This is a genomic window from Lysobacter firmicutimachus, from assembly GCF_037027445.1.
GTDB lineage: Bacteria > Pseudomonadota > Gammaproteobacteria > Xanthomonadales > Xanthomonadaceae > Lysobacter > Lysobacter firmicutimachus.
The window spans coordinates 4,028,499-4,044,144 of sequence record NZ_JBANDL010000002.1 but is presented as its reverse complement, the minus strand read 5'-3'; the positions used below and the strand labels follow the sequence as shown (position 1 = coordinate 4,044,144).

The 15,646-nt window shown below is 69.3% G+C and carries 16 protein-coding genes; 13 read left to right on the top strand and 3 right to left on the bottom strand.

The window, feature by feature from the left end:
* Positions 1-81: 81 nt before the first annotated feature.
* The 3 genes from V2J18_RS17530 to V2J18_RS17520 all read right to left on the bottom strand — a co-directional run bounded on the left by V2J18_RS17530 (position 82) and on the right by V2J18_RS17520 (position 3,513).
* The gene (locus V2J18_RS17530) at positions 82-600 is read right to left on the bottom strand and encodes a hypothetical protein (protein ID WP_141233524.1); all 519 of its coding nucleotides are present in this window, start codon (positions 598-600) and stop codon (positions 82-84) included.
* A complete protein-coding gene (locus tag V2J18_RS17525) occupies positions 584-1,780 on the bottom strand; it encodes a LamG domain-containing protein (RefSeq protein WP_064748917.1) in 1,197 nt (398 codons plus the stop codon). The genes V2J18_RS17530 and V2J18_RS17525 overlap by 17 nt, the downstream gene beginning before the upstream one ends.
* Before the next feature lie 236 nt (positions 1,781-2,016).
* Positions 2,017-3,513, bottom strand: coding sequence for a DUF4832 domain-containing protein (locus V2J18_RS17520; RefSeq protein ID WP_064748918.1), 1,497 nt, complete (start codon positions 3,511-3,513; stop codon positions 2,017-2,019).
* A gap of 225 nt (positions 3,514-3,738) precedes the next feature.
* On the opposite strand from V2J18_RS17520, the gene V2J18_RS17515 reads away from it, so the two are divergent.
* The 13 genes from V2J18_RS17515 to tolB all read left to right on the top strand — a co-directional run bounded on the left by V2J18_RS17515 (position 3,739) and on the right by tolB (position 15,558).
* Positions 3,739-4,392, top strand: coding sequence for an esterase/lipase family protein (locus V2J18_RS17515; RefSeq protein ID WP_064748919.1), 654 nt, complete (start codon positions 3,739-3,741; stop codon positions 4,390-4,392).
* Positions 4,393-4,482: 90 nt separating this feature from the next.
* On the top strand, positions 4,483-5,214 hold the full coding sequence (locus V2J18_RS17510) for a YebC/PmpR family DNA-binding transcriptional regulator (protein ID WP_064748920.1): 732 nt from the start codon (positions 4,483-4,485) through the stop codon (positions 5,212-5,214).
* Positions 5,215-5,304: 90 nt separating this feature from the next.
* Positions 5,305-5,868, top strand: a complete 564-nt coding sequence (gene ruvC, locus V2J18_RS17505) for a crossover junction endodeoxyribonuclease RuvC (RefSeq protein ID WP_336132463.1) — start codon at positions 5,305-5,307, stop codon at positions 5,866-5,868.
* A 180-nt stretch (positions 5,869-6,048) separates the two neighbouring features.
* On the top strand, positions 6,049-6,642 hold the full coding sequence (gene ruvA / locus V2J18_RS17500; RefSeq protein WP_064748922.1) for a Holliday junction branch migration protein RuvA: 594 nt from the start codon (positions 6,049-6,051) through the stop codon (positions 6,640-6,642).
* 31 nt (positions 6,643-6,673) lie between these two features.
* On the top strand, positions 6,674-8,611 hold the full coding sequence (locus V2J18_RS17495; RefSeq protein WP_336132462.1) for a potassium transporter Kup: 1,938 nt from the start codon (positions 6,674-6,676) through the stop codon (positions 8,609-8,611).
* A 300-nt stretch (positions 8,612-8,911) separates the two neighbouring features.
* Positions 8,912-9,361 (top strand): cupin domain-containing protein, encoded by a 450-nt coding sequence (locus V2J18_RS17490; RefSeq protein WP_336132461.1) that lies wholly within the window; start codon positions 8,912-8,914, stop codon positions 9,359-9,361.
* A gap of 337 nt (positions 9,362-9,698) precedes the next feature.
* Positions 9,699-10,733: a Holliday junction branch migration DNA helicase RuvB gene (ruvB, locus tag V2J18_RS17485; RefSeq protein WP_064748924.1), complete on the top strand. Its 1,035-nt coding sequence runs from the start codon at positions 9,699-9,701 to the stop codon at positions 10,731-10,733.
* A 29-nt stretch (positions 10,734-10,762) separates the two neighbouring features.
* Positions 10,763-11,221 carry a tol-pal system-associated acyl-CoA thioesterase gene (gene ybgC, locus V2J18_RS17480; RefSeq protein WP_064748925.1) on the top strand — a complete coding sequence of 153 codons (459 nt, stop codon included), beginning with the start codon at positions 10,763-10,765 and terminating at the stop codon, positions 11,219-11,221.
* Between the two features lie 100 nt (positions 11,222-11,321).
* Positions 11,322-12,104 carry a protein TolQ gene (gene tolQ, locus V2J18_RS17475; RefSeq protein WP_064748926.1) on the top strand — a complete coding sequence of 261 codons (783 nt, stop codon included), beginning with the start codon at positions 11,322-11,324 and terminating at the stop codon, positions 12,102-12,104.
* Between the two features lie 76 nt (positions 12,105-12,180).
* Positions 12,181-12,630: a protein TolR gene (gene tolR, locus V2J18_RS17470; protein ID WP_336132460.1), complete on the top strand. Its 450-nt coding sequence runs from the start codon at positions 12,181-12,183 to the stop codon at positions 12,628-12,630.
* A complete protein-coding gene (locus tag V2J18_RS17465) occupies positions 12,627-13,577 on the top strand; it encodes a protein TolA (protein ID WP_336132459.1) in 951 nt (316 codons plus the stop codon). The genes tolR and V2J18_RS17465 overlap by 4 nt, the downstream gene beginning before the upstream one ends.
* On the top strand, positions 13,578-14,057 hold the full coding sequence (locus V2J18_RS17460; RefSeq protein WP_336132458.1) for a hypothetical protein: 480 nt from the start codon (positions 13,578-13,580) through the stop codon (positions 14,055-14,057).
* 181 nt (positions 14,058-14,238) lie between these two features.
* Positions 14,239-15,558 carry a Tol-Pal system beta propeller repeat protein TolB gene (tolB, locus tag V2J18_RS17455; RefSeq protein WP_064748930.1) on the top strand — a complete coding sequence of 440 codons (1,320 nt, stop codon included), beginning with the start codon at positions 14,239-14,241 and terminating at the stop codon, positions 15,556-15,558.
* Positions 15,559-15,646 lie beyond the last annotated feature (88 nt).

The following is a 15,646-nucleotide window of genomic DNA, read 5'->3' as shown; positions in this document are numbered from 1 at the left end:
CGCGGCTCACGCCGCTCCTACAACAGGCCGGTCGCCGCTGCGATGCGGCTCCGCCCGCGAGGGACGGAGCCGTGCGCCCGCTCAGGGCTGGTCGAGCAACACGTCCAGTGTCTTGGCGTCGAGCGCGCCGCGTTTGTGGCCGAGCTTGAGCAGCATCGCCTCCAGGTCGCCGGCCGCGGCCGAGACCCGGGTGGTCGCAGTGGCGGCCTTGAAAGCGCTGGCCGGCGCGGTGTCGATGCGGACCTCGCGGCCCTTGATCGTCAGCGGCTGCGGCGAGGCCTTCGCCGCCGGGCCACCGACGTGCTCGATCAGGATGCCGTTGTAGCCCAGCACCGGTTCGGCTGCGGCGCCCGACTTGGCCGGCGCGGCCAGGGCGTCGGCGAGGCGGCTTTCGATCGCGCGCAGCGAGGCCGGGTCGGTGACGGTAAGTTCCGGGTTCGGCCGGCCCGAATACACCAGGTAGGTGATGCGCAGGCCGGGGGCCTCGGCGGCGCCGGCCAGGGCCGGAGCGGCGAGCAGCAACAGCGACGCGCACAGGGTCTTGAGCTTGGACATGGTCGGGGTTCCTCCGTGAGCCTGGGATTCAGTTGACTTGCTCATGGCCGGAGCCCTCGATGCTGTCGGACCAGACCCGGTAGAAGCCGCAGAAATCCGAGTACGGGCCGCGGTTGGCGTTGCGCGGGTCGAGGATCTCGTTGCCCGAGTTGTCTCGGTTGGTGGCCGCGGTGCCGCCGGGCTTGTGGGTCCACTTGCCGTTCGCGTCGCGACGATACCAGTGGTAGTCGTAGCCCGGCGCGACGACCAGGGCGGCGATGTTCTTGTGGCTGAGGTCGTTGATCTGGGTCGCGGCGACCGGCTCCAGGCCGTCGCGGTTGGCCGCGGCGACCACCGCCGCGCAGCTCAGCGAGGTGTACATCGCGCCGGCGGCGCGGCCGGGCTGGGCGAAGGTGTTGGTGGCCTTGTTGTTGGCGTAGTTGTAGCAGTTGTTGTTGCGCTGGCGGGTGCTGCCGTCGTTCCAGTAGGTCGGCTGGAACACGGTGCGTCCCGGCGCCATGATCTCGCCGATGCCGCCGGCGGTGTCGGGGATCAGGCTGCGGTTGTAGACCAGCACCTCGTCGATGCGGTCGCCGAAACGGTAGGAGGCGATGTCCTTGTGCCCGCCGATCAGGAACGGCCGGTCGAAGTTGTCGATGTTGTCCAGCCGCGGCGTCTGCTGGTCGGTGGTGCGGTAGCCGTCGATGTAGAACGAGATCGTCGCCGGCGAGGTGCTGCGGTTGACCGCGACCGCGACGTGGTGCCAGCGGTTCGGGCTCAGCACGCGGCTGCCGTTGGAGACGTAATTGTCCCAGGTGGTGCCGTTGTTGAGCTGCAACAGCAGGTGCTGGCCGTTGTAGACGGTGAACGAGTAGCCGCGGCCGGCATCGCTGGCGCGGTTGTCGATGATGGTCTTGACCGACGACGAGGACGGGTTGGCCATGCGCACCCAGGCGGCGAGGGTGAAGCTGCCGGTGCCGAAATTCAGATTGGACGAATTGGGCACCTGCACGTACTTGCCGCCGGTGAAATCGCCGGCGGTGTTGAGCCAGCCCCAGGACGAGGCCGTGCCGCCGATCAGCGTGCCGTTGCGGCCGTAGCCGCTGGTGTCGAATGCGGTGGTGCCGGACAGGTCCAGATGCCATTCCCCGACCAGTCCCTGCGTGACCCGCGGCGGCGCGGCGTGCACGGCGAAGCAGGGCGCGAGGGCCAGGCCCAGCGCCAGAAACCATGACGATCGATTCATACCGACTCCCTGGTGATGCCCGATGCGGGCGTCGGCAATCTAGGCGGGGGCCGGGGCGCGGACCGTGACTGTGGGCGCGCTTCGCGGGCGGCGGCCGCGGCGCGAGGGCGGCGGCGTGCGCATGTGTGAGCGGTTCGGGTTTCGTAGCGGAACCGCCGTGTGAATGTGCTTCATGAAGCCAGGCCCGATGAACGGGCGGACCGGCGCGCGACCACCGCCACGCCGGTCCGCCGCGGTCACCGACGGGCCGTCGTCGCGACGGTCACCGTCCCCAAGACCAGGCGGCCGCTGCTGTCGCGGCCGACGTTCTGCGGCGCGATGCCGGGGCGGCCGGGCCAACTGTCGGCGATCGCCAGGCGCAGCGAATAGCTGCCCGGCGCCAGCGTCGCCGGCACCTGCGCGCTGGCGTCGGCCAGCGCGGCCGGCGCGCCCGGCAGCAGGGCGTTGAGCGGATAGTCGAAGCCGGCCTTGGCGCGCGTCGCGCCGGCGCCGTCGACCCAGTGCAGTTCGGTGTTGTAGACGTGGTACAGCGGCGCCGAGCCGGTGTTCTCGATGCCGAGCTTGAGCGCCACGCTCGCACCCGGCTGCATGGCGTCGGGCCAGACGACCTGGCGCACGGTGAACTCGTAGCCCAGCGCGCGCTTGATGGTGCGCATCTTGGCCGGGAAGCCGGTGCCGGTGTTCTCGTGCTGGCCGGCCGGGCCGAGCCAGCTGAAATGGTAGTCGCGCAGCAGCTTGACGATGTCGGCGGTGCGCGAGGTCCAGGTCTTCTTCTGGTCGGCGTAGGGGCTTTCGCCGCCGATCGGATTGGTCTTCCAGTTCGCGCGCGCGGCGGGCACTTCGTTGCGGTAGCCCCATTCCAGGTTCCACCAGCCGCTGTCGTCGCAGCGCGGCATGCGTGTGGCGAACAAGTTGCACATCGCGGTGAAGGACGGGAAGAAGTCTTCGCTGATGCCGAAATCGGCGCCGCCGATATCGCTGGCGCGGGCATAGCGGGTGTGCACCGGCGTCTGCACGAACGCGCTCGCGTAGGCGTCGCGCACGGCGGCGCGAGTGGTCGCATCGGGCTCCCAGGCCTCGCAGCCGGAGGTGTGCCACTCGCCCCAGAAACCGAGCAGGCCGACGTGCACGGCGGTGATGCGCGGGTCGCCGTCGTAGCGCGCGGCGAAGGCGCGCACGAACTGGCGCAACTGCTCGCGCATCGCCGGCGTGTTGTATTCCGGCGCGCGGCCCGGGCCGTCGCCGCCGCAACTGCTGTAGTCGTGGCCGACGACGTTGTACGGGGCCTGCTCGAGGAACTTGGGATAGTCGCGTTCGAGCTGGCCTTCGGTCCGGTTGTAGTAATGGCTGATGTTGTTGGACACGCCGTCCGGATAGTCGGCGACCGGGCGCAGCACGAAGGTCGCGCTCGGGTTATGCTTCAGGATCGGTTCCAGGTGACGTTTCTCGAATCCCGCCCAGTCGTACTGCTCATCGGCGGTTTCGATTTCCCGCCAGGGGACGTAGATCTGGTACATGGTCGCGCCGTAGTGGTTGTCCGGCAGGCCGCCGTCGGCGCCGACGGTGGTGCCCCAGAGCAGGAATCCGCGATGAGGATTGGACAGGTCGTCGCTGCTTTGCGCTGGACGGAGTTCGCCTGCATGCGAGCGTACTGCTGGAAACACCGTAAGCGCGGCCAGCAAGGCCGAGGCGAGCAGATTGGCGGCGGGCAGGGGCGAGTGCCGCAAAGTCATACGGGACGTCCTGGGGGCAGGGGGAGGTGATGCGCATCCTCGCGGGCGCGGGTACCCGCCGGATCGGAACCCGGTCACATTCCATCTGGGCGTTTGTTTTTATCTGCGTCTTTGCGCCGACCGATCGCGGTTCGCGGTCGCGTGCGGCGGCGTGCGCTGCCGGCGCCGGAGTCGGTGGCTGCGCGCAGGCTTGGTTTCGCGGCGGGCCGCAGCCATAGTCCGGGCATGACAAGAACCGAAGCCGACGCAGAATCTTCAGCACGTCCGCGCGGCCCGCGCCGGGTGCTGTTGTTGCATGGGATCTGGATGCCGGGCCTGTCGATGGCCTGGCTGGGCGCGCGCCTGGCCCGGGCCGGGTTCGAGCCGGAGGTGTTCGCCTACGCCGGCGCCGCCGCCGGTCCCGAGGCGGTGGTGCCGCGCCTGATCGAACGGCTCGGCGCGCCCTGCCATCTGCTCGCCCACAGCCTGGGCGGGCTGATCGCCCTGCGCGCCCTGCGCGAACACCCGCAGCTGCCGGTGCGGCGGGTGGTCTGCCTGGGCTCGCCGCTGTGCGGCAGCGCCGCCGCCGACGGGCTGGCCCGCCATGCCTGGAGCGCCCCGGCGCTGGGCCGAGCCGCCGAGCTGCTGCAGCGCGGCTGCCCGCCCTGGGACGGCGCGGCCCAGGTGGCGGTGATCGCCGGCCGCAGCCCGCGCGGCCTGGGCCAGTTCTTCGGCCGCTTCGAGGGCGACAGCGACGGCACCGTGGCGGTGGCCGAAACCCGTTTGCCGGGCCTGGCTGCGCACGCCGTGATCCCGGCCAGCCACAGCGGGCTGCTGTTCTCGGCCCAGGCCGCGGGGCTGGCCGAGGCGTTTTTCCGTCGCGGCCGCTTCGGCGATTGAAGCGGCGGGCCCGGATCGCGCCGGATCGCCGGCGGGCGGGCGCAATCGAGTAAAATCACCGGTTCGTTCATACAACCGTCCGGTAGCGCCATGGGTAGAGGTCCGTCGATCGAAGCACGCAAGAACGCCGAAGATGCGCGGCGCGGCAAGATCTTCACCAAGATCATCCGCGAAATCAGCGTGGCCGCGCGCCGCGGCGGCGGCGACCCCAACGGCAATCCCGGCCTGCGCAGCGCGGTCGACAAGGCCTTGTCGGCGAACATGTCCAAGGACGTGATCGAGCGTGCGATCAAGAAGGCCACCGGCGCCCTGGAAGGCGTCGACTACGAGGAGATCCGCTACGAGGGCTACGCCCCGGGCGGGGTCGCGGTGATCGTCGACTGCCTGACCGACAACAAGGTCCGCACCGTCGCCGACGTGCGCCACGCCTTCGGCAAGTTCGGCGGCAACCTCGGCACCGACGGCTCGGTGTCCTTCATGTTCGCCAAGCGCGGCGTGCTCTGGTTCGCGGCCGGCGCCGACGAGGAAAAGATCACCGAGGTCGCGATCGAGGCCGGCGCGGACGACATCGTCGTCTACCCGGAAGACGGCTCGATCGACGTGCTGACCGCGCCCGACGCCTTCCCGGCGGTCAAGGCGGCGATGGACGCCGCCGGCCTGGTCGCCGGCCAGGCCGAGGTCACCTTCCGCGCCGACAACAACATCGCCGTCGCCGGCGAGACCGCCCAGCAGGTGGTCAAGCTGCTCAACTGGCTGGAAGACATGGACGACGTGCAGAACGTCTATTCCAACGCGGACCTGGGCGAGGATGCGTATGCCTAGTGCGGGAATGGGGAATGGGGAATGGGGAATCGGTTCAAGCCCGGCGCTCCTGCCTCTGTTCCGCTTCCTGCGCTGCGCGGGCGTCAGCCGATGACGATTCCCGATTCCTCAACCCGCAATCCCGGGACCCGCCGCATCCTGGGCATCGACCCCGGGTCGCAGCGCACCGGCGTGGGCGTGATCGACGTGGGCGCCGACGGGCGCTGCGCCTACGTGCACGCGCGGGCGCTGAAGCTGCTCGACGCGGAGGACTTCCCTTCGCGCCTGGGCCTGCTGTGCGAGGGGCTGGAGGCGGTGCTGGACGAGTTCCGGCCCGATCAGGTCGCGATCGAAACGGTATTCATGGACAAATCGGCGACTTCGGCGCTGAAGCTGGGCCATGCCCGCGGTGCGGCGCTGGCCACGGTGGTGCGCCGGCGCATCCCGATCAGCGAGTACCCGCCGCGGGTCATCAAGCAGTCCCTGGTCGGCCGCGGCGCCGCCGACAAGCAACAGGTCCAGCACATGGTGCGGCTGTTGCTGAACATTCCCGAAGCCAAGCTGCAGGCCGACGCCGCCGATGCGCTTGCGGTCGCCCTGACCCATGCCCACATGAGCGCTACCGCCCAGCGCACCGGCATCGCCACCCATCAGCTGCGCAGGCGCGGCGCCTGAGATGGCCGCCGTCCCTCCTGCCGCCGTTGGCGGCGCAGCGCTCCCGGCGCATCGGGTAGGGAGCCGCACGCGCGGCTGCGTCGTATCGGGTGTCGGCGTGGATACTGCCTCGTTCCTTGCTGTTCCGTTCCCCGGGCATGCCCTGCGTGGCGTGCCGCATAGTCCATTCGGAGCTTCGCCGTGATCGGTCGCCTCAAAGGCATTCTTGTCCACAAGCAACCGCCGTGGCTGGTGGTCGATGTCCACGGCGTCGGCTACGAGCTGGAAGCGCCGATGAGCACGTTCTACGACCTGCCCGAGCTGGGCCGCGAAGTGGCCTTGTTCACCCATTACGCGCAGAAGGAAGACAGCGTCTCGCTGTACGGCTTCCTGCGCGAGACCGAGCGGCGCCTGTTCCGCGACGTGCAGAAGGTCAGCGGCATCGGCGCCAAGATCGCCCTGGCGGTGCTCTCGGGCGTGCCGGTGGAGGAATTCGCCCGTCTGGTCCAGGCCGGCGACGTGACTGCGCTGACCCGAATTCCCGGAATCGGCAAGAAGACCGCCGAGCGCATGGTGGTCGAGCTGCGCGACCGCGCCGCCGATCTGGCCGGCGCCGGCGCCGCGCTCGGCGTCTCCGGCGGCGTGCCGGCCGACCCGCAGAGCGAAGCGGTGGTGGCCCTGCAACAACTGGGCTACAAGCCGGCCGAGGCCGCGCGCATGGCGCGCGATGCCGTCGCCGCGGGCGACGATGCCGCCGCCATCATCCGCAAAGCGCTAAAGTCCGCGCTGCGTTGAGCCACCTCGGGTCGTCCCCGGAAGCACACGAATGTCCTCCACCGTTCCCAGTTCCCAATCCAATCACGCGTCCTCCGCCGACGGCGGCCATCACGGCCACCATCCCAAGCAGGGCCTGCCCGGCCTGATCGTGGGCGCGATCGGTGTGGTGTTCGGCGACATCGGCACCAGCCCGCTGTACACGCTGAAAGAGGCGTTCTCGCCGCATTTCCACCTGACCAGCAACCACGACACCGTGCTCGGCATCCTGTCGCTGGTGTTCTGGGCGCTGATGATCGTGGTGACGCTGAAGTACGTCACCATCATCATGCGCGCCGACAACGAGGGCGAAGGCGGGATCATGGCGCTGATGACCCTGGCCCAGCGCACGTTGGCCAAGGGCGGGCGTTCGGCGTACGTGGTCGGCATCCTCGGCATCTTCGGCGCCTCGCTGTTCTTCGGCGACAGCGTCATCACCCCGGCGATCTCGGTGCTCGGCGCGGTCGAGGGCCTGGAGGTCGCCGCGCCCGGCCTGCACCGGTTCATCGTGCCGATCACCGTGGTCATCCTGGTCATGGTGTTCCTGGCCCAGCGCTTCGGCACCGAGAAGGTCGGCAAGGTGTTCGGACCGATCACCATGATCTGGTTCCTGTCGCTGGCGGCGATCGGCGTCTACAACATCGTCCAGGAACCCGAAGTGCTGAAGGCGCTGAACCCGTGGTGGGGCATGCGCTTCTTCATGGAGCACGGCGCGCAGTCGGTGTTGATCCTCGGCGTGGTGGTACTGGCGGTGACCGGCGGCGAGGCGCTGTACGCCGACATGGGCCACTTCGGCGCCAAGCCGATCCGCTGGGCCTGGTACATCATGGTCCTGCCGAGCCTGATGCTGAACTACCTCGGCCAGGGCGCGTTCGTGCTGCAGCACCCGCGCGCGGTGGTCAACCCGTTCTTCGAGGCGGTGCCGTCCTGGGCCCTGTATCCGATGATCGTGCTGGCGACGATGGCCGCGGTGATCGCCTCGCAGGCGGTCATCACCGGCGCCTACTCGGTCGCCCGCCAGGCCATGCAGCTGGGCTACATCCCGCGCATGCAGATCAAGCACACCTCCAGCAGCACCATCGGCCAGATCTACGTGCCCTACATCAACTGGATCCTGGCGATCGCGGTGATCGCCGTGGTCCTGGCGTTCCGCAGCTCGACCGCGCTGGCGTCCGCCTACGGCATCTCGGTGTCGGCGACGATGCTGATCGACACCCTGCTGCTGGCCCTGGTCGCGCGCGCGTTGTGGCCGCGCTGGCGCAAGTGGGTGCTGCCGCTGTGCGTGGTGTTCTTCGTGGTGGACGTCGGCTTCGTCGTCGCCAACGGCGCCAAGTTCTTCCAGGGCGCCTGGTTCCCGCTGGTGCTGGGCCTGGTGGTGTTCACCCTGTTGCGCACCTGGCGCCGCGGCCGCGAGCTGCTGCACGAGGAAGTGCGCAAGGAAGGCATCCAGCTCGACAGCTTCCTGCCCGGCCTGATGCTGGCGCCGCCGGTGCGGGTGCCGGGCACGGCCATTTTCATGACCGCCGACAAGGGCGTGGTGCCGCACGCGCTGCTGCACAACCTCAAGCACAACAAGGTGCTGCACGAGCGCAATGTGTTCCTGACCGTGGAAACCCTGGGCGTGCCCTACGCGCCGAAGGAGAAGCGGCTCAAGATCGAGGCGATCGGCAACGACTTCTATCGGGTGCTGATCCGCTTCGGCTTCATGGAAGTGCCCGACGTCCCGCTGGCGCTGATGCGCTCCTGCGATGCCGGCGGAATCTACTTCGACCCGATGGACACCACCTATTTCGCCAGCCGCGAGACCGTGGTCGCCAGCCGCCACCGCGGCATGCCGATCTGGCGCGACCGCCTGTTCGCCTTCATGCACCGCAACGCGGCCCCGGCGACCGGCTTCTTCCGCATCCCGGGCAACCGCCTGGTGGAGCTGGGCGCGCAGGTGGAGATCTAAGCGCGCTGTGCGCTTAGATCTCGGGATTGGGGATTGGCAAAAGCGAAGGCGGCGACTTCGCTTGCTGGGTTTCGATTCGAATCCGTGACAAACAGCTGCGAAGGCGCTCCGCAGGCTCAGCCACGACGCCAGGCTTGGCCAATCCCGAATCCCCAATCCCCGCCCCACAGCAATAGCCCCGCAGGCAACACAGCGGTGTGTGAGGCGCGCCGAAAAGCATCGTTGCAGCGGCGGCGGATTCCGCGGTGGGGCGCGCGCGCCTAGCCTCGTCGGCACTTTCCCGACGACGAGGTGTTCGCGATGTCCCAGCCCCGCGCTTTCGTGATCCAGCAACAAGACGCCGAAACCCTGCGCGGCAACGGTTCGCAACTGTGGCTGCTGGCCGACGCCAGCGACTGCTGCGGCGCGCTCGGAACCAACCGCCTGCGCCTGGAGCCGGGCTCGGCCGGGGCGCGGCCGCACCTGCACAAACGTTCCAGCGAAGCCTTCTACGTGCTCGACGGCGCCCTGGACATGATCGTCGACGGCGAGCCGGTGCGGGTGGAGCAGGGCGGCTACGCGGTGATCCCCGCCGGCGTGGTGCATTCCTTCGCCGCCGGCCCCGATCGGGTCGCCGACGTGTTGGTGACCCTGACCCCGGGCGTGGACCGCTTCGACTACTTCCGCGCCTTGCCGGCGATCCTGCGCGGCGAAGTCGACGCCGAGTCCCTGGCCGAGATGCACGAACGCTACGACGTGCATTTCGTTTGAGCGCCGCCCCGCCGCACGTCTTTCGTTCAAGCGGGCCCGGCGGCCGAGCGAGCGTCTGCCTTTGCGGCTTCCCCTTCGAGAAGGGCGGGGGGATTGGCTTCTGCGGTTTCGCACCAGTCAAAAGCAAATCCCCCGCGCCGCTTGTCGGGTCGGACTTCGCACCCCTTCGGGCGCCGGGTAGTGCACTCGTTTCTCCAGGTCCGAGTCCCGCGCATGCCGGGTCCCGGCAGTCACGGTTCTGCAACGCGGGCCGCCTGACGAAGTGAAGTCAGGCCCCGACGCCCGCCGATACTTCCCGCCCCTGCGCCCGCACCCCGTCCCATGCGAACATAGCCGCATGAACGATCGCATCATCGCCGCCGGCGCCACCCGCGAAGACGACGCCATCGAGGCCTCGATCCGGCCCAAGCGCCTGGACGAGTACCTCGGCCAGCAGCCGGTGCGCGAGCAGCTGAAGATCTACATCGAAGCCGCCAAGCACCGCGGCGAGGCGCTCGACCACGTGCTGATCTTCGGCCCGCCGGGCCTGGGCAAGACCACCCTCAGCCACGTCATCGCCAACGAGCTCGGGGTCAACCTGCGCCAGACCTCCGGCCCGGTGATCGAGAAGGCCGGCGACCTGGCCGCGCTGCTGACCAACCTGCAGCCGCACGACGTGCTGTTCGTCGACGAGATCCATCGTCTTTCGCCGGTCGTGGAGGAAGTGCTGTACCCGGCGATGGAGGACTACCAGATCGACATCATGATCGGCGAGGGCCCCGCGGCGCGCTCGATCAAGCTCGACCTGCCGCCGTTCACCCTGATCGGCGCGACCACCCGCGCCGGCCTGCTGACCGCGCCGCTGCGCGACCGTTTCGGCATCGTCCAGCGCCTGGAGTTCTACAACGCCGAGGAACTGACCCGGATCGTGCGCCGCTCGGCGCAGATCCTCGGCATCGCCTGCGAGCCGGAGGGCGCGGCCGAGATCGCCAAGCGCTCGCGCGGTACCCCGCGCATCGCCAACCGCCTGCTGCGCCGGGTCCGCGACTACGCCCAGGTCCGCGCCGGCGGGATGATCGACCGCGCCACCGCCGATGCGGCGATGGCCATGCTCAAGGTCGACCCGGAGGGCTTCGACGAGCTCGACCGGCGCCTGCTCAAGACCATCATCGAGGCCTTCGACGGCGGCCCGGTCGGGGTCGAGTCCCTGGCCGCGGCGCTGAGCGAGGAGCGCGGCACCCTGGAAGACGTGATCGAGCCCTATCTGATCCAGCAGGGCTATCTGGTCCGCACCGCCCGCGGCCGCATGGCCACCCCGCGCGCGTATCGCCATATCGGCCTGGACCCCAGGGAATCGAAAATCGGGAATGGAGAATCGGGCGAGCTGTTCTGAGCCCCGTCCCTGCGAACCCGGAAGTCGCCATGCCCCCCGAATCCCCCCTCCCGAATTCCCCCTCCCGCATGTTCAGTTGGCCGACACGCGTCTATTGGGAAGATACCGACGCTGGCGGGCTGGTCTACCACGCCCAATACCTCGCCTTCATGGAGCGCGCGCGCAGCGAGTGGGTGCGTGCGCTGGGGTACGGACAGGACGGGCTGCGCCTGCAGCACGGGCTGTTGTTCGTGGTCGCCGGCATGCAGATCGGCTTCCTCAAGCCGGGCCGGCTCGACGACGCGCTCGAGGTCACGGTGGAACTGCGGCGTTGCCGCCGCGCCAGCCTGATCTTCGCGCAGACCGTGCGGCGCGGCGAGGAAACGCTGATCGAGGCCGAGGTGCGGGTCGCTGCGGTCGACGCGGCCCAGCTGCGCCCGTGCCCGATCCCGCCGGAGCTCTACGCGCAGTTGCAGGCGCAGCAGGCCCCGGACCCGGCCGGCGACTGAAGCCGGCGCCCAGGCACCCTTTTTTGACCGGCGGTACGTTACTCCCCACGCACCGCCCGCCCCGACACAGGCCCGCGTTTCGGGCTATGGAGAACCAAGCATGACGTCATCGCTGTTCGCGCTTCTGGCCACGACCGTGGAAGCCCTGCCGGAGGAAGCCGCCCAGGCCGTGACGCAGGGCGCGGCCGCGGCCGGCAACGCCGCCGCCAGCTTCAATCTGCTGGATCTGGTGATCAAGGCCAGCATCCCGGTGCAGTTCATCATGCTGCTGCTGGTGGTCGCCTCGCTCACGTCCTGGATCATCATCTTCCGCAAGTGGAAGGTGATCCGCCGCGCCAAGGCCGAGGCCGACCAGTTCGAAGAGCGCTTCTGGTCCGGCGCCGAGCTGTCCAAGCTGTACGCCGGCACCACCGAGCGCAGCCGCTCGATCGGCGGCCTGGAGGCGATCTTCGAATCCGGCTTCCGCGAGTTCAACCGCATCCGCCAGCGCCGCGGCGTCGATTCCCGCGCCCAGCTCGAAGGCGCCCAGCGGGCGATGCGCGCGACCGGCTCGCGCGAGCTCGACGGCCTGGAGCACAACCTGGAATTGCTGGCCAACATCGGTTCGACCTCGCCCTACATCGGCCTGGTCGGCACCGTGTTCGGCATCATGGTGACCATGCATTCGCTGGTTTCGGCGTCCAAGCAGGTCGGCATCGCCGACGTCGCGCCGGGCATCTCCGAGGCGCTGCTGGCGACTGCGATGGGCCTGTTCGTGGCGATCCCGGCGGTGTGGGCCTACAACCGCTTCGCCACCGGCGTGGAGCGCCTGGCGGTGCGCTACGACGCGTTCTCCGAAGAGTTCTCCTCGATCCTGCAGCGCCAGGCGCACTTGGACGAGTGATGCGGCGCGAGCCCATCCGCCGCACCCGCCCGCGCCCGCATCGCCGCGGGCGCCGCGCCTAACCGAGGAGTCCGCCATGTCCGGCACCGCCATCCGCCGCCATCGCAAACGCAAGCTCAAGGCCGAGATCAACGTCGTCCCCTACATCGACGTGATGCTCGTGCTGCTGATCATCTTCATGGTCACCGCGCCGCTGCTGACGCTCGGCATCGACGTCGACCTGCCCAATTCCAACCTCAAGTCGATGGACACCAAGACCGACCCGGTCGTGGTCCAGGTCGACGAGAAGGGCAACTTCTTCCTGGCGGTCAAGGCCGGCAGCAACGAGGCGGTCAGCGCCGAAACCCTGAAAACCAAGATCCGCGCCCTGGTCCAGCAGAACGGCAAGGACAAGCTGCAGGTGTTCGTCGCTGGCGACGGCCGCGCCAACTACCAGCCGATCATGGATGCGATGAACATCCTGAAGGACGCCGGGGTGCAGAAGGTCGGCCTGATGAGCCAGCCGGAGAAGGGCGCCAAGCGATGAGGGAAACCCGCGCCGACACCACCCAAGCGGTGCTGCTGGCCGTGCTGCTGCACGGCCTGCTGGTCGCGGCCATCCTGTTGAGCATGCTGTGGCGGCCGAGCGAGCAGGTATCCGCCGCCGGTTCGCCGCTGTCGTCCGAGCTGACCGAGTTCAGCGATCTTTCCGCGGCGATGCAGCGCACTCTGCGCAATCGCCCCGAGCCGCTGCCGCAGCCCGAGCCGGAACCGGAAGAGGCCCAGCCGCTGCCGCAACCGGTGCCCGAACCCAAGCCGCAGGACGCGGTCGCGCCGCAGCAGCAGTCGCCGCAGGATTTCATTCCGGTCCCCGACGAGACCACCCAGGAGCAGGTGGTCGACACGCCGACCCCGAACCGCGCCGAAGAACAAAAGGTGCAGGAGGCCAAGGCCAAGCAGGCCCAGGTCGACCTGACCGAGCAGAAACGCCAGCAAGAGGCGCAGCAGAAGCAGCGCCTGGCCGAGCAACAGCAACAGTTGGAGAACCAGAAGAAGCTCGAGGAGATCCGCCGCGAGCGCGCGCGCCTGCAGCGCGAGCAGGACCTCAGCGCGCAGAAGCTGCAGCAGATCGCCGACGCGCGCGCGGCCAAGGCCAGCCAGGCCGCGGCCGCGTCGACCCCGGCCAACAGCGGCAACCAGGGCGTCGACACCGGCCTGGCGGCGCGTTACGCCGCGGCCCTGCAGGCGGCGATCGTGCAGAAATGGACCCGGCCGGATTCGATTCCGGTCGGCGCCGGTTGCCGCTTGAATATCCGCCAGTTGCCGGGCGGCAGCGTAATCGCGGTCGAGGTGGTCGAGCCCTGCGCCTACGACGAACAGGGACGGCGCTCGATCGAGGCCGCGGTGCTCAAGGCCCAGCCCTTGCCCTACGCCGGCTTCGAGAGCGTGTTCTCGCGCAACCTCAACCTCAATTTCAAGGCCGAGGACCGCTGAGTGGCGGCCTCGGACGGCGAACGCAGCAGACTGCGCGGCCGCGGGCCGCTCGCTGCCGCACTGGCCGCCTGCGCCTGGACCGCGGCCGCCGCCGGTCCGGCCGCGGGCCCCTGCGCCGCCCGTCCCGAGCACTGCACGCCGTACAAGGCTCAGCGCTACGCCGAGGAAATCCAGAACGCGGTGCTGGCGCACTGGCAGCCGCCGACCGGCCTGGGCGCCGATCGGGTCTGCGTGTTCGAACTGCGCCAGCGTCCCGGCGGGCAGGTGAGCGCGGTGACCGCGGCCCAGCCCTGCAGCTTCGATGCGCCGGCGCGGGAGTCCTTCGCCGCCGCCGCGCGCGCTGCCCAGCCGTTGCCCTACCAGGGCTATGAACAGGTGTTCCGCCCGGTGCTGCGACTGGAGATCCGCGGCCCCGACCCCGACGATCCGCCGCCCAGGCGCTGGTGGCAGCGCCTGCGCGAGCGCGGCAAGGATCGCTGAACAGGGAAGGGCGGCGCTTCCGCCCTCTGTTCGTCCCCTCTGTGCCGTGCCGATCGTGACCGTTCGCGGCCGAAACCGCCGCCGTCGCACGATTGACCCCCGGCTTTGAGCCCACGTTCACTCTTCAGCGTTAACAATGCCGAACCTGAACAAATCCCCGTCGAACCTTCACGGAGTGCCGATGAAACGACCTCTGCGCTGGCTGGCTTCGCTGCTGGCTGTCCTGCTTCCCCTCGCGGCCTCGGCCCAACAGCAGGGCCTGGAAATCGACATCGTCGGCGGCAACGCCTCCGCCCTGCCGATCGCCGTGGTGCCGATGCCCTACCAGGGCGGCGCGGCCGCGCCGGGGACCGATATCGCCGAGGTGGTGCGCAACGACCTCAACCGGTCCGGCCAGTTCCGCGGCCTGCCGGTCGAGCAGATGGCGTCCAAGCCGACCCGCGGCAGCGAGATCAGCTACCCGGACTGGCGCGCGCTCAACCAGGACTACATCGTCGTCGGCCGCGTCGCCGACGCCGGCGCCGGCAGCTACCGGGTCGAGTACGAGCTGTTCGACGTGGCCAAGCAGCAGCGCCTGCTCGGTTTCGCCCTGACCGCGCGTTCCAACGCCATGCGCGACGTGGCCCACCAGATCGCCGACGCGGTCTACGAGAAGATCACCGGCGTGCGCGGCGCGTTCTTCACCCGCATCGCCTACGTCACCGCCACCGGCACCGGCCGCGGCAGCAACTACTCGCTGATGGTCGCCGACTCCGACGGCTACAACCCGCAGACCGTGGTCCGCTCGCCGGAACCGCTGCTGTCGCCGTCGTGGAGTCCGGACGGCAGCCGCCTGGCCTATGTCAGCTTCGAGGGCGGCAACTCCTCGATCTACATCCAGAACATCGGCACCGGCAGCCGCGAGCTGATCGCCAAGTACCGCGGCATCAACGGCGCGCCGGCGTTCTCGCCGGACGGCCGCCGCCTGGCCCTGACCCTGTCGCGCAGCGGCAACCCCGAAATCTACGTGATGGACCTGGGCAGCAAGGCCCTGACCCAGCTGACCAACCACTTCGGCATCGACACCGAGCCGACCTGGTCGGCCGACGGCAGCAAGATCTATTTCACCTCCGACCGCGGCGGCAAACCGCAGATCTACCAGGTCGCGGCCAGCGGCGGCGGCGCCACCCGGGTCACCTTCCAGGGCAGCTACAACGCCAGCGCCAGCGTGTCCTTCGACGGCAAGAAGATCGCCACCGCCCAGGGCGCCGGCAACACCTACCGGATCGCGATGATGGACGCCAGCCTGGGCTCGCCGCGCTGGAGCACCCTGTCGCCGGGCTCGCTGGACGAGTCCCCCAGCTTTGCCCCGAACGCCTCCATGATCATTTATGCTGCGCGCGAAGGACGCCGTGGCGTGCTCTATGCCGTTTCCGCCGATGCCCGGGTGCGCCAGCGCCTGGTCCTCGCCGATGGCGATGTGCGCGAACCGGCCTGGGGACCTTACCGCCTGCCGCGCTGACCCGCCGGCCGCGCCGGAACGCCCCGCGCGCGGATCGCGCCACACCCCCGAACGACTCCTGCCCCACAGCTCCATCTGACGAGGAAAC